Consider the following 14,381-nt stretch of genomic DNA (forward strand, 5'->3'; position numbering starts at 1 on the left):
AGCACTATCGTTTTAAGGTAGATGGTTTTATATACCGCTATATTAAAACGTAGTGTTTGGTTGACACATACTTAGTACAGGTTTACGTTAACGTTAATTACATTTTACGTTAAGGTAAAGTAACATTTTGCTAACGTCAATTTTTCATGGTGAAGGCAAGACGTTGTAGCTGTTAGGGGTGTTTACTTTTGTATACATCTACGTAGCTTTCTTCACTTAACTCTATAATTTAAATAAATTTTAAGGGCACGGTTATGAGTAACGAATCAGTAGTTATTGTCGCGGCTAAGCGCACACCAATGGGCGGTTTCAACGGTAATTTGTCTTCGCTTGCTGCGACCAAACTTGGAGAAGTTGCGATTAAAGCAGCCTGTGAAGAGATGGATGTCTCTGTCATAGACGAAGTCATTATGGGGTGTGTGTTACCTGCAGGGCTTGGTCAATCACCCGCGCGTCAGGCGTCGCTGGGTGCTGGGCTTCCGCTAAGTGCGGGGGTGACTACTATCAACAAAGTATGTGGCTCGGGCTTAAAAGCGGTAATGATGGCCCACGATTTAATTAAAGCAGGCAGTGCGACAGCAGTAGTGGCAGGCGGAATGGAAAGCATGAGTAATGCGCCATATATGTTGCCTAAAGCTAGAACGGGATATCGTATGGGCCATGGTCAAGTACTTGATCATATGATGCTAGACGGTCTGGAAAATGCCTATGACGGCAAAGCGATGGGCTGTTTTGCGCAGGATACTGCTGACGAAGAGAACATATCTCGCGGTGAAATGGATGAGTTTGCATTGAGCTCGTTATCAAAAGCACACGAAGCGATTAACAGTGGCACATTTAATGATGAAATTGTACCTGTTACAGTTTCTTCTCGTAAGGGCGATACTGTTGTTGATACTGATGAAGGCCCGAGTTCCGCTCGCCCTGAAAAAATTCCTACATTAAGACCGGCTTTCAAAAAAGACGGTACGGTCACGGCTGCGAATTCAAGTTCAATCTCTGACGGTGCAGCGGCATTGGTTGTAATGAGTGAAACGAAAGCAAAAGAGCTTGGACTAGCACCGTTGGCAAGGGTTGTCGCTCATGCCACAAACTCTATCGAGCCTGAAAACTTCACCGTTGCGCCTGTAGGTGCAATGGAGAAAGTGTTGGAAAAAGCAGGTTGGACGAAAGAAGAAGTCGACCTCTTTGAAATCAACGAAGCGTTCGCTATGGTTACTATGCTGGCAATCAAAAAGCTTGGACTTGATGAAAGTAAGGTGAATGTAAAGGGTGGCGCTTGTGCATTGGGTCACCCAATTGGTGCATCGGGTGCGCGTATATTAGTAACTCTACTTCATGCGCTTAAGCAACGCGGGGGGCGCAAAGGTATTGCATCTCTATGTATCGGCGGCGGTGAAGGTGTGGCACTAGCTGTTGAAATGCTTTAAGCCACGATGGTGGCTAACATGTAAAATATTTAATCACGGAGCGTAATCACATTGGTTGCGCTCTGTGGTTCAATATGCACAAAAATACTAAAGCATGAAGACCGTTATTTACCTTATCTACACCACAACACTAGTGTTAGCGTTATTCACACTACCGCTTGTTGCTAAGGCTCAAGCTGGCTCATCGTTGTTAGTAAACACCTTTAACGATGACACCCACACTCTCACCCATACCAACACCAACACCAACACCAACACCAACACCAACACTGAGCAACCCATAAATAACCGACGGACGAAAAGTCAGGTGCCTTACTCTGCGCTGGGAGACTTGCCAACCAGCGAAGCAGATGAGCAATTTATTTACGGTAATGACGCACTACAAACGGTTTATACCTGGCATGGACGTTCGTCTGACAACGAAATGTATGCAGATAAGGCGATAATTTTTATACATGGCGGATGTTGGCTTAATGCCTACGGCTACGAACATGCGAAAGGGATGTATCAGGCGTTGGCTGAGCTAGGAATGGGGGTCTATGTACCTGAGTACCGGCGCGTAGGCGATGAAGGTGGTGGTTGGCCTGGTAGTTTGGACGACATAACACAGGCAATTAATACAGCCCTAAAACGAATTGAGAAAGAAGGGCGGTATATAAGTATTTTCATTGTAGGCCATTCTGCTGGCGGCCATTTAGCGCTTCTGGCAGCACAGCGCTTATCATCGTCTTCATTGAATCTAACGCGCACTAATCTTAAACGCGTCATTGGAATAGGGGCAATTACCGATATTCAAACCTACGCGCGGGGTCATAATAGTTGTCAGTCGGCTACTGCAAGATTTATGAATGGCACGCCAGAAGAACTTCCCGCTAAGTACCAAAGCGCTACGCCAAACCCTGAACTCAGTACAATGCCGGTTACGCTTCTCCAAGGCGATGCAGATAATATAGTACCAGCGCGTCATGCTGAGTTAATCGGTGCCAGTAAAAAAATAATAATAAACGGTGGCCATTTTGACTGGCTCCACCCGGAATCAACATCGTTTGATGCTTTACTTGAGGTTATTAGTGAACATGATGAATAAGGTTTTTTCAGCTCAGCAACTGGATTTGAAAGATCCACTTCGCAACAAGGCACAAGAGTTTTTGCTTCCTGACAACACAGTTTATTTAGACGGCAACTCTTTAGGACCTTTACCTAAGCAAGCTAAGCAGCGTGCAGACGAAGTGGTAAATAATCAGTGGGGGCAGGGGCTCATCACAAGCTGGAATAAACATCAGTGGATCCACCTTCCTCAAATAGTGGGCGATAAAATTGGCGGTCTGATCGGCGCTAAAAGTGGCCAGGTTATTTGCTGTGATTCCATTTCTATTAATTTATTTAAAGTATTAAGTGCGGCGTTAAAAATGCACCCCAGTCGAAAGGTGATAGCGACTACCCGCGATAATTTTCCTACCGACATATATATGGTGCAAGGCTTGCTTGACTTACTTGGTAGTGATTACAGTATTCGCTATGTTGATGAGGCATGTATTGGGTCACAGCTAACTGATGATATTGCCGTGTTGATGCTAACACAGGTAAATTTCAGAAGCGGTAACAAGCTCGATATGCAAACCGTTACCGAGCAGGCCCATCAAAAGGGCATTTTAACTTTATGGGACTTAGCGCACAGCGCAGGGGCATTTCCCGTCAGTCTCGATGCATGCAATGTGGATTTTGCGGTTGGTTGTACGTACAAGTATTTAAATGGTGGTCCAGGCGCGCCAGCGTTTATCTACGTTGCCAAAAGGCATCAAGCACAATATCAACAACCTTTATCGGGGTGGATGGGGCATAGTTCGCCTTTTTCGTTTTCGCCAGACTACGCTGGTGATAACTCAGTGAAGCAAAATTTGTGCGGTACACCAGGAATCATCGGTATGAGTATACTAGATGCGGCACTGGATGTTTTTGAAGATGTGTCACTTAAAGCGATTGATGAAAAATCTAAAAAACTACAAGCGTTTTTTGTTGCAGAAGCCAAACGCGCAGGCCTTCTTGAAAAGTTTTCCATAGTCAGCCCTAACATCGACAATCGAGGCAGTCAGGTGGCTTTCGCTCATGATGATGCTTATGCCATCTGCCAAGCATGGATTGTTGAAGGTGTCATAGCAGACTTTCGTGCACCTAATATTCTTCGAATAGGGTTTGCCCCGTTGTATTTGAGTTTTGCCGATATCGAAAAAGCGGTCTCAAGTCTGGCGGAAATTATGACTGACAAACGTTATGAAAACGTAGAATTTCAACAAAAGCAGAGTGTTACCTAGAAGAAAAGCAAGATTATCAGCTAAATAATTGCTTTTTCTCTATTTACGCTTAATACTTCGCGGTTGTCATCGATATCTTCACATGTTTTGGGTGTGCAGTTGAAAAAAATAAGAAAATATCTGCTTTGCACAGTGTTGTTTGTAGGAGCGAGTTGTTCTAGCGCGTTCCTACAAGCAGAAGCTGAACATAAAGCAGCATCTGAACAATCTAACGACGTAACATACTGTATAGATCCTAACTGGGCGCCTTACGAGGCAATCAGAAATGGTATTCACGTAGGTATCTCTGCACAGTATATGCAGCTCATTTCTGAAATATCTGAGTTAACGTTTACCCTTGTTCCAACCGAGAGTTGGCAACAAAGCCTGGAGTATGTTCAGCAGGGGAAATGCCAAGTTATCCCAATGCTCAATACTTCCGATTATCGCAAACAGTTTCTCGACTTTAGCGTGCCTTATTTTGAAGCGCCCAACGTGTTAGTGGCCAAGGCAGGAATGCCAATGCTTCAAGGTTATTCAGGTGTGGGTAACCGGACTGTAGGTATTGTTCAAGGTTATCGCCAGGTTGAATATATTTCCCGTCATTACCCCGGGTTGCGTCTGAAGCTCATTCCTTCTGAAGAAGAAGGGCTTAAACAATTGGCGAATGATGAGTTTGATGTGATGGTGGGCTCACTTATGAGCGTCAACATGCACATCAATAATTTAAAGTTAAAAGACTTAAATATTGTTGGCTATGCTGAGCCCTTCGACTCTCTAGCCTTTGGTGTGAATAAGTCTTACGGTCACTTAGTCGATAAGCTTAATTTCGCGATTGAGCGTATTCCAGAAACGCGTAAGGTTGAAATTTATAAGCAGTGGAATAACGTTCAGGTTCGCTATAGCCGTAATTATTCGGTTATGATTTTAAGCACAATCATCGTAATTTTAATCTTCCTACTCTTTATACTGAGAAATCGTAATGTGGGTGGCTATAAGCGTATAATTAATCAGAAAAATGATGAAATAGGTGCGCTTCAAGCGACGCTGTTAGAAAAAAACAAAACCCTCGCCTTTTTATCCGCTCACGATACCGTCACTGGGCTTTATAACCGCAATCATATGATTCAGAGGGCAGAAGAAGAAATCTCTCGTTTCCATCGATTCCATACTACGGCTTCATTAATCGTAATCGAATTGATTCCAGTGAGCGAAGATAGAGATGCAATTGAGCCGGCAGCCAGGGAAGAGGCACTAAAAGCTGTGGCAACAAATTGTTTGAATACGGTGAGAGAAGTTGATGTTGTATCTCGTTTTAGCGGCGAACAATTTATTATCTTGTGCCCTCAAACAGAATTAAAGGCAGCTAAAACACTTGCTGACAGGCTCTTAGAATGCACATCTACCCACCACACTATTGTTACCAACTTTAAAACCGCGATGGGCTTGTCTGAGCTGAGGGAGTCCGAAGAATTCACCGAGTGGTTTGAACGTACGATGAAAGCGCTGTACCAGTCAAAACGCCAAGGGTATGGCAATGTCTCGGTGGCACAGTAATTTCACAAGGTCAGCTAAGCTAAATCAGCGGGTCGTAGTGCCACTGGTGTGAATCGTAACGAATCTGCGCTCTGTCATACTCTCGTTCAGAGCGCCAGTTCCGATTGTTGAGCTTAGCCGATACACCAGGGTAAAGGCGCTTATTTGCTATAAGTTTAATGTCAGACTGATAGTTTTCTTTCGCTGCTTTAACGTCGTTAGCTTTATTTTCAAGCCACTCTAGCAAAGCACTTTCGTTATTGAAAAGCTCTAATGCCTCGGCTACTTTACGCTGCAATTCCTTGGGCACTTTTTTACTCTGAATAAGGTTTATCTTTTCTTTGTGCTTCAGGTTATTTTCACGAATTTGCTTCAAAAGTTCATCTAAAGAGTCTTTGCGCTCTAATAGTTGATTAAAACCAGGGCTAAAATCGACTTTTAATGTGCTACCTGAAACCGCACCTAATGTGCCCGCTTCAACACGATCCTGGCTGATAATGTCGCACGCAAAAAGATTCCCCATGGGTTTATCAATTTGCCCCACAATCACCGCACCGCCGCAACGTAAACGACTATAAGCCAATTGGCGACCAACCGTAATATTGCCGCTACATTGAATATCTATGCCTTGACCGTGCTGCACATGAATGCTGCCAGCTGCGACTAATTTACATTGAAACTCACCATGGGTGTCGTTAACTTTACCCATTGCACCTTCAGTGATAATAATGTCACCGCCTGACTCTATGTAAGCCGACTCGACAAAACCGTTAATAGTTACATCACCGGCTGCTTTGATCTGCATCTTTTCTGTAACGTCGCCGTTAACGAGTACTGCGCCTTCGTAGTTTACGTGCCCAGAGCCAACGTTAACGCCGCTACAGATGAAGGTGTCGTCAATATTCATTATCTGGTCGCGATATTTGGGCATTCCAGAAATTGCTGACATTAACAAGTTGGCATCGCTGTCTGATACAACGGTACCGCTTCCCATTTTGAAATTTACCCACTCCCCAGCTACAGCGGGTATTTTATTTCCTTTGATGTCAAAGCCAGAACGCCCTTTTGTTGGCTCAGTTCTTCTCAATACTGGTGTATTTACTTTGACGCATATAACTTCGCCTAGGTTACGCATGTCAACACGCTCACCATCACCGGTTTGAGGTTTCAACACTCTTTCAAGCGCGTTTGGAACAAGAGGAACAAATTTAGAATTTTTGCCATTTCTCGCTGGCAAGCCTTTAGCGACAATTCGCTCAAGCACCGCACCAGGGGGGGATTGTCTCGCTTGATTAAGCATAGATTCAATGACTTTGGTACTTAATCCGCGAACGATTCTGTTTTTTACCGCAAGAGATTTGATGGTGCCAAGCGTGGGGAGTTTACCGCCATAAGGCGTAGTTAGAATTAGACTTGCCTGCATCCCATCTTCAGGGATACGGAATTCAATTTCAGCGTTTTTGCGCTCGCCAATACGCTCTTGAACAACGGTACTATCACTGGTTTTAAAGTAATGATTCGCTGTATCACAGGCCGACTTAAGGGCTTTTTCAGAAACATAGAGACGCTTAGTTTCACCGCTTTCTAATTGCTTTCTTATTTCCCTACTATCAACTTCTGAAGTAAATTCAGAAGGATTTAGCTGTAAGTTGATATAGGTTCTTGATTTATCGAAGCTTATTGTTACGCCATTCATAACATCTTTATTCCCTTGCGCACGTGTATTCTTTTTATCGGCGGCATCTATCGATTACTTGACGTTGACTTTTATCGGCCTGTCTATTTTTTTACAGCTATTAATTTAAGGCGTTCTAAAACGCTCGTCAAAGGTTTTCGGCATATTGGTAAAGAGCACGTAATATGGCCTGTTTCTCAGGGTTGTCGCTATGCTCGTGAGCCAGTGATTCTAACCTCATCATATAGGTTTCCAGAGTAATCGAGCCATGAAAGGCAGGGTCGGTCAGGCGAGCCTGGCGATGATATTGCCATCTTGTCATTTCATCTGCTGTTAGCGTGTTGGGGAAATTTCTAGCTCGGTAACGGAACAATTGCTTTTTAAGTCCTTCGTGCTGAGTTTTATCACCCAATGTCGCTAACTCATCTGGCTGAGCGTTTATTACGCTCTCACACCACCTTCTGTCCTCGTCATTAAGAAACCCGCCACTGTATAAGGCGTGATCAATATCTTGTTCGCTACTTTGGATCTCTTCATCAAAAACACTGACTAGTTTGCTAGCGAGTTCGGGCAGTGAAGCAAGCGCTTTGTAATTGTCTAAACAGCGCTCGCGATTCAGGCCTAACCGTTCGGCGTTCTCTTCAGTCATGGCTTTAGCAGTGGTGATAAAGGGCGAGCGGTTTACATGAATGAGTTTAAGCCCTGGTCTCTCTGCTGCATCGTCAAATGTATCTGACGGGGCGTAGAGCGCAGTTCTTATCTCTTCTGGCGTGTCATTCACTAAACTGTCGATGTTATGCGACAAATCAACAGCGATAAAGGCGTTGTTATTAGTTGGGTGTTTTGCCACAGGCATTACCCAAGTACAGCATCCTTGGGAAGCGGGTAACTTAGACGAGATATGAAGCAACACAGAAGGTTTGCTGGTATCGATTTGCTGCATAACGGTGTGCTTGCTGCGTAATGACAATGCATAATCGAATAGGCGCGGCTGCTTTTCTTTTATCAGTTTAGCAAGCGCGATAGTGGCGTACACATCACTTAACGCATCGTGAGCGTTATCATGACCAATATTATTAGCTGCCGTTAGCGCTTCAAGTTTAAAACTTGGCGCACCATCTTCTCGGCGCGGCCAATTGATACCTTCAGGTCTCAGTGCGTAGCAAGCACGCGCCAAATCAATAATATCCCAGCGACTATTGCCATTTCTCCACTCGCGTGAATAGGGGTCATAAAAGTTGCGGTAAAATAGATAACGCGAAACCTCATCGTCAAATCGGATACTATTAAAGCCCACGCTACATGTGTTCGGCGTCGACATTTCTTGATAGATCCGCGCTGCAAAGTCTGCTTCGTTTGAACCGTCCCTAATGGTTTGCTGAGGCGTAATTCCTGTGACTAAACAGGCTTCAGGGTGTGGCAAATAATCATTAGCAATGGCGCTCATAATATTGATCGGTTTGCCAACCACATTTAAGTCCATATCTGTTCTTACTGCGGCGAATTGGCAAGGAAGATCTTTTTGTGGACTGGTGCCAAATGTTTCAAAATCGTGCCACAAAAATGTAGGTGCGTGCATAACCACTATTGCGTTGTTAGAGAAATATTGAGGGCAGTGTACACCGCGAGAAATTGAATACCAAATGCTGGTGTTATTATGAGCAGCGAATAGGGATGTCGACTTAATGAAAGCAGAACGATATCAGTAATTATCATCTAAGCTTTCTTATGTCTGCGAATAATACAAAGCCTGAAACTTGCACATTTTTTGAATGGTGACTAGCTTTAAGTTATCAAAATTTATACGGATATTAGCTGCTTGTCGCTCTTCAAACCTTGCTCTTCCATCAATGAAGCTAAAAACACTTTAGGGTTAGCCTTAGTGCTTGCAACTGTGCTCGTTGTGCTGGTGGTGGGGCTTTTTGAAAGTAACATTAAGGCTACGGCAGAAGCACAAACTTTTGCGGCACTCGAAGAAAGTGCGGTCAGTGCAGAAAACGCAGCAGGCACCCAAGTGCGAACTTATATAAATGCGCTTAATTTTTTACACCAAACTCCTCCAATAAGCGGCATCGTTCGTGCAACTGAAAATGATAATGTCGACCCTAAAGACGGCACGACATTGTTACAGTGGAAACAGCGTTTACAAACCATTTTTGTGGCGTTTATAGAGAATAATGAAGAGGTTGAGCAGCTGCGGGTAATAAAAGCTAATGAACAGGGGAATGAGTTTATTCGAGTGGAAAGGGATGGAGGGAGCGTTTCTATAGTAGATGATATCGACTTGCAACCAAAGTCGGCGAGAAACTACTTTAAAGAAAGTATAAAGCGCAACAAAGGCGAGTTTTACATTTCTGATATCAACCTAAATCGTGAGTATGGGCAACTCGAGTTTCCCTATAAAAGTGTCATTCGCCTGTCTCTTCCTATTTTTAATGACTCAGGCGACCGTTATGGTTTTATCATAATGAATGTAAACGCACAGTTTCTTTTGTCTCAAATGGAACAGGCGTTAATTGGAAAGCAGATACTCTTTATTACTGATAGCGAAGGGTTCTTTGTGATCCATCCAGACAGTAATAAATCATTTTCAAGAGACTTAAACCCTTCAGTAAACTGGGCAAGCGAATTTAACCGCCCCGTAAAAGCAGGACAAGCCAAAATAAGCCTGGCAGCAGAGTCTAATGAAGCGTTGTACACTGTCACACGGGCTTTTACCATAAATGGGAATCATAAAACTTCGCCATTTTTTCTTCATACTTCGTTGTCTCAATCTGAAGTCAATGCACTTATTAATGAGAAGAGAATTAGCGTTTATAGCGTAATAGGCATTGTGTCGTTAATCTTTGTCAGTGTTTTACTGTTCTTTCACCGAAGTAATAGTAAAAACATCGAGCTGGCTAAGGTGCGTGGTGAGTCCGTTGCCATTATTGCCATATCTAAAGACGCCATTTTTAGCGTTGACTCTACAGGTGTAGTAAAAAGCTGGAATATGGCGGCGGAGGCGCTTTTCGGGATTCCAAGCCAACTTATTATTAATCACCATTATTCATCATTTGAACAGCTCTCATTATTAGGATTAGAAACCGTACTGAATAAAGGTGGAAAGCAAGTTACCTTTACAACCCCTTACTTAAGTGAGGACAACGAAGAGCACACGTTACTTATCACTGCATCTACCATTTGGGGGGAGCAGTCACAGTTCTCCGGCGTTGCGGTTGTTATTCGCGATGTAACCGATGAGCGAAAAGCCAAAGATGCCATTGAAAGGGTAAACCTTAAACTTGAAGAGAAAGTGGTAAGCAGAACCAAAGAGCTGGTCGAGGCAACGCAAGAGGCGCGCAAAGCAAGTCGCGTGAAAAGTTCGTTTATTTCCAACATTAGCCACGAAATGCGAACACCATTAAATGGAGTAATGGGGTCGTTGGCGCTACTTAAACGTCAGCCACTTAATGAAAAGGCCGAACAGCTTGTTTCTATGATGGAAATTAGCTGTAACAACCTGAGTGTTTTGATTAATGATGTCCTTGATTTGTCTAAGATTGAAGCCGGTAAACTCGAGATAAATAACCAGTACTTCGACCCTTTAGCGCTCATTGAGTCTATCGCCAAAGTTTTTGCAGTAAAGGCTGCAGCCAAAGGGCTACAGCTACTGGTTGATACAACAGGCCTTCCGCCTGTTGAAATAAATTCAGACCCACATCGAATTAACCAAATCATCAGTAATTTGTTAAATAATGCGATTAAATTCACTGAAAAAGGTCATATAAAGCTGCAAGTGTCGATAGGTGATGTAGATGAGGGCACGCAACAGCTTCATTTCAGCGTTTCAGATACCGGTGTGGGAATAGCAAAAGAGAACCAGCCCAAACTGTTTACTGCATTTACTCAAGCAGATTCTTCGGTAGCAACACAATATGGCGGAACGGGTCTGGGCCTGTCGATTTGCAAGCAGTTGAGCCAGCTTATGGGTGGGGATATTACTTTCAATTCTGAAATCAGTGTTGGCAGTACGTTCTCATTTTTTATCACACTTCCCGTAACCACCTCTGATATCACTTTTGAATATAAAATGGCGATGGAAAACGAAAGTGTGCTTCTTAACGGTGTGAGCATAGGCGTCTCTGCAAATTATCCACCATTAGAAGAAAATATTTGTAGTTTAGCTTTGCATGTTGGCGCTGAGCCTCAAGTGTTAGACGGGCAATCTGGATTTGATGGAATAAACTGGGCACAGTTTAATGCGATAATTGTGGATGAAGCCAGCCCGCTCATTGATAACCTAGACGATATTTGGCAAACGCAAACGGCGAGTAAAAATGCGGGTTCAATGCCCGTGGTTTATATTCTTCAGAAATTAGAAGGCACCCCCTTTAAATTCAATCACGTAGTGCCACTTTATTTGCCTAAACCATTGTTTAGATCGAGCTTTGCCATAGTGCAACAGGGAATAGATGCTGCACTTTCAGGATATACATTAACCCCCTCAGATATCTCATTTGATCAAAGAAAAACAAAGACTGCTTCAGATGAAACAGGTGTCGAAGACGACACAGAACAGCAGTTTTCTATCGAAAACGCCAATCTATTGATAGTCGATGACAATATGATTAACAGAGAGGTAGCGAAAGGCGTTCTTGAAGGCTTACCTGTTAATTTATTTACCTGTAGTGATGGTGAGGAGGTGATAGCCTTTTTGGCCAAATGTGAAAGCAAAGGTCGACGAATTCATAGCATACTTATGGATTGTCAGATGCCCAATATGAACGGGTACGACGCCACCCAAGCTATTCGCGAAGGCAAAGCAGGATTATTACACAAAGACGTTCCTATAATTGCCATGACAGCTAATGCCATGCTCGGTGAAAAAGAGAAATGTCTAGCGGCGGGTATGGATGATTTCGCAACGAAGCCTGTTATGGCTGAAGTGCTTATACCCAAGGTGAAGCAATGGTTAGTGCATCAGGTAACGCGTATAGCTGCTGCAGAGCAAGGCGAACACGAGACTCATAATGACGACGATAAAAAGGCACCACTGGTTGATAGTATGCTAAACGCCATCACAAAAGAAATGGAACGAGGTTGGCCTTCCCCTGTCACTTACTCGCCCTCTACGATAGCTTCCTCAACCGTTTTAAACACAGATAAGGCCAGAGTGAATCAAGAAGGAACAAATAAAGGCGCCGACTCGTTTAGTGCTGAGAGATTAGATGGATGTTGGGAAAAAGATGATGCTATTGCACGAATTATGGGGGATAAAGCACTATTTTCTCGCGTTTGTGAACTGTACTCGAAAAGTGCACCTGACAAGCTCAAACTGTTGCAACATGCCGTAGATAACCGCGACTTCGAGAAAGCTCAGGTACTTTCTTTGAAGCTTAAAGGAATGTCTGCAGACATTGGTGCAGTTCAGTTACAACGGGACTTTGAAAGTTTGTGGGAATTATCAAAAACGAAAAAATGGCAAGAGGCTGATGCACTTTTGCCCTCCATCAAAGAAGACCTTACTACATTTCTAGAACTTCTTGACGTAGCCTAGCATTTCTATTTGTGTCATCTTACGGCTAGCGTCATACAAAAATGCATTCAAATGAGCCGAAAGAACCGTTACTTGTAGCGCAAGATATCGGAAAGATAACGCTCATTTTTTACAGCAATTAGGAGTAAAGTCATTGAAGCCATCTCAATTTTTTCACCCGTCAAAAAAGGTTCGCCACACACTTTGTGCGTTAGGGGCGCTAGCAACTTCCTTAGCCCTTACGAGTAACGCTGCATTAGCGACTGATACCGTTCAAGAGAAACCACGTGTTGCTATTGCTATTCACGGTGGTGCCGGCACCATTTTGAAATCAATGATGACACCAGAGAAAGAAGCAAACTACAAAAGGGTGTTAACCGAAGCGGTGCAACACGGGTATGCCTTATTGAAGGAAGGTGAAAAAGGAGAGGTTGCAGTGGTGGAAACCATTAAAATTTTAGAAAGCTCACCATTGTTTAATGCCGGCATAGGTGCGGTATATACCTTCGACGGTGAACACGAGCTTGATGCGTCCATCATGCACGGCGGCAATAAAAATGCAGGAGCAGTTGCAGGGGTAAAAACAATCAGAAGCCCCATTGAGGCAGCGTTGTTGGTAATGAATGAATCTCCACACGTTATGCTTTCTGGGAAAGGTGCTGAAGAATACGCAAAAGAACATGGTCTTGAGCAAGTGGACAACGCTGTTTTTGATACTGAATTTCGCAAGCAAGCGCTAGATAAAGCGAAAGCACGCATGGAGCAAGCCTCTAACGGCTACGGTTCACAGGAAGGTAACGAACGTTTCGGTACGGTTGGCGCTGTAGTGTTAGACAGTAATGGTAACATTGTTGCGGGAACATCAACCGGCGGTATGACCGCCAAGCGTTATGGACGTATTGGTGATTCGCCTGTGATCGGTGCTGGTACTTATGCCGATAATGAGAGCTGTGCAGTATCAGCTACAGGGCATGGCGAGTACTTTATTCGATACAACGTTGCAGCTGATATTTGCGCACGCATGAAGTATCAGGGGTTAAGCTTAAGCGATGCTGCGAATACAGTAGTGAACGACGTTCTAGTGAAAGCTGGTGGCGATGGCGGCGTGATAGCTATTGACGCAAAGGGTAATGTAGCAATGCCGTTTAATTCTGCGGGTATGTACCGAGCTAGCATCGACATAAATGGTGAAGTGAAAGTGGCAATTTACAAAGACTAACAGCCAAAAAATATTTGTTAGTTTAATGTTAAATATGCTGGCTTGTATTCAACGTAACGTCTAATCTTAAAGTGTGGGGGAATACTGCTTTCACATGTGGTTAAAAATAATTGAAGTGCCGTAACGCCAAATAAATTGCAGTATCGGTCACATTAGGCGCCACGGCTGGAGAATTGAAAATGGAATCGTTGCAAGTCAGTGATTATATGAATACTCACCCAGTGAAGCTTAATGTCGATATGCCCGTTGCGCAGGCCGTCGAAGTGCTGTTAGCCAGTGGGCAGAGTGGCGGTCCGGTACTCGACAGCAAAGGAAGAGTAGTGGGCTTTTTGTCCGAGCAAGATTGTATTGCTCAAATGATTGCGTCAAGTTATTACCGTGAGCAAATTTGTAGAGTGGGGGAAATTATGAAAACCCCAGTATTGTCTATCAAACCTTATATGTCGGTAATAGAGCTTGCGCAGTTGTTGTTAAAGGAAAAGCCACGAGTTTACCCCATTGTTGATGATGATGGGGTGCTTCTAGGCTGTATTAACCGAACGGCCGTGCTGCGCGCTATTGATGTTCAATTAAACGATGGATACCGACGCGCGGGCTAGACGTTGGTTGAGCTAACGCACTGTAATTTAGCTTGGTAGGATTTAGTGCTGCAGGTAGCGTAATGAATGAAGATGCGGCGCTGGGTTAGAAGGGCTAGAAGCTAGTGCGGCAC

Annotated in this window: 9 protein-coding genes; 7 read left to right on the top strand and 2 right to left on the bottom strand. The window is 43.8% G+C overall.

The features are described 5' to 3' along the window. Positions 1-254: 254 nt before the first annotated feature. From ACFI6L_RS04075 to ACFI6L_RS04090, 4 genes are all read left to right on the top strand, one after another. Complete coding sequence (locus tag ACFI6L_RS04075; protein WP_462573469.1) at positions 255-1,430, top strand: thiolase family protein; 1,176 nt, start codon at positions 255-257, stop codon at positions 1,428-1,430. Between the two features lie 94 nt (positions 1,431-1,524). Continuing rightward, positions 1,525-2,517, top strand: coding sequence for an alpha/beta hydrolase family protein (locus ACFI6L_RS04080; protein WP_462573470.1), 993 nt, complete (start codon positions 1,525-1,527; stop codon positions 2,515-2,517). Further along, entirely contained in the window at positions 2,507-3,742 is a 1,236-nt protein-coding gene (kynU, locus tag ACFI6L_RS04085; RefSeq protein ID WP_462573472.1) for a kynureninase, read from the top strand. Before ACFI6L_RS04080 ends, kynU begins: the two co-directional genes overlap by 11 nt. A gap of 132 nt (positions 3,743-3,874) precedes the next feature. Next, positions 3,875-5,278, top strand: coding sequence for a diguanylate cyclase (locus ACFI6L_RS04090; protein WP_462573513.1), 1,404 nt, complete (start codon positions 3,875-3,877; stop codon positions 5,276-5,278). A 19-nt stretch (positions 5,279-5,297) separates the two neighbouring features. Here ACFI6L_RS04090 and ACFI6L_RS04095 read toward each other — a convergent pair whose 3' ends face one another. Together ACFI6L_RS04095 and sbcB are read right to left on the bottom strand one after the other, a co-directional pair. Next, entirely contained in the window at positions 5,298-6,953 is a 1,656-nt protein-coding gene (locus tag ACFI6L_RS04095; RefSeq protein ID WP_462573473.1) for a FapA family protein, read from the bottom strand. 127 nt (positions 6,954-7,080) lie between these two features. Then, positions 7,081-8,511 (bottom strand): exodeoxyribonuclease I, encoded by a 1,431-nt coding sequence (sbcB, locus tag ACFI6L_RS04100; RefSeq protein ID WP_462573474.1) that lies wholly within the window; start codon positions 8,509-8,511, stop codon positions 7,081-7,083. Between the two features lie 240 nt (positions 8,512-8,751). On the opposite strand from sbcB, the gene ACFI6L_RS04105 reads away from it, so the two are divergent. From ACFI6L_RS04105 to ACFI6L_RS04115, 3 genes are all read left to right on the top strand, one after another. After that, positions 8,752-12,471, top strand: coding sequence for an ATP-binding protein (locus ACFI6L_RS04105; protein ID WP_462573475.1), 3,720 nt, complete (start codon positions 8,752-8,754; stop codon positions 12,469-12,471). A 133-nt stretch (positions 12,472-12,604) separates the two neighbouring features. Then, the gene (locus ACFI6L_RS04110) at positions 12,605-13,669 is read left to right on the top strand and encodes an isoaspartyl peptidase/L-asparaginase family protein (protein ID WP_462573476.1); all 1,065 of its coding nucleotides are present in this window, start codon (positions 12,605-12,607) and stop codon (positions 13,667-13,669) included. A gap of 179 nt (positions 13,670-13,848) precedes the next feature. Further along, positions 13,849-14,268 carry a CBS domain-containing protein gene (locus ACFI6L_RS04115; protein WP_014998106.1) on the top strand — a complete coding sequence of 140 codons (420 nt, stop codon included), beginning with the start codon at positions 13,849-13,851 and terminating at the stop codon, positions 14,266-14,268. Positions 14,269-14,381 lie beyond the last annotated feature (113 nt).

Source organism: Alteromonas sp. G4i35, from assembly GCF_054960375.1.

Bases quoted from the DNA above. Each gene is read 5' to 3' on its own strand.
- ACFI6L_RS04075 (WP_462573469.1), top strand. From the start codon at position 255: ATGAGTAACGAATCAGTAGTTATTGTCGCGGCTAAGCGCACACCAATG.
- ACFI6L_RS04080 (WP_462573470.1), top strand. From the start codon at position 1,525: ATGAAGACCGTTATTTACCTTATCTACACCACAACACTAGTGTTAGCG.
- kynU (WP_462573472.1), top strand. From the start codon at position 2,507: ATGATGAATAAGGTTTTTTCAGCTCAGCAACTGGATTTGAAAGATCCA.
- ACFI6L_RS04095 (WP_462573473.1), bottom strand. From the start codon at position 6,953: ATGAATGGCGTAACAATAAGCTTCGATAAATCAAGAACCTATATCAAC.
- sbcB (WP_462573474.1), bottom strand. From the start codon at position 8,511: ATGCACGCACCTACATTTTTGTGGCACGATTTTGAAACATTTGGCACC.
- ACFI6L_RS04115 (WP_014998106.1), top strand. From the start codon at position 13,849: ATGGAATCGTTGCAAGTCAGTGATTATATGAATACTCACCCAGTGAAG.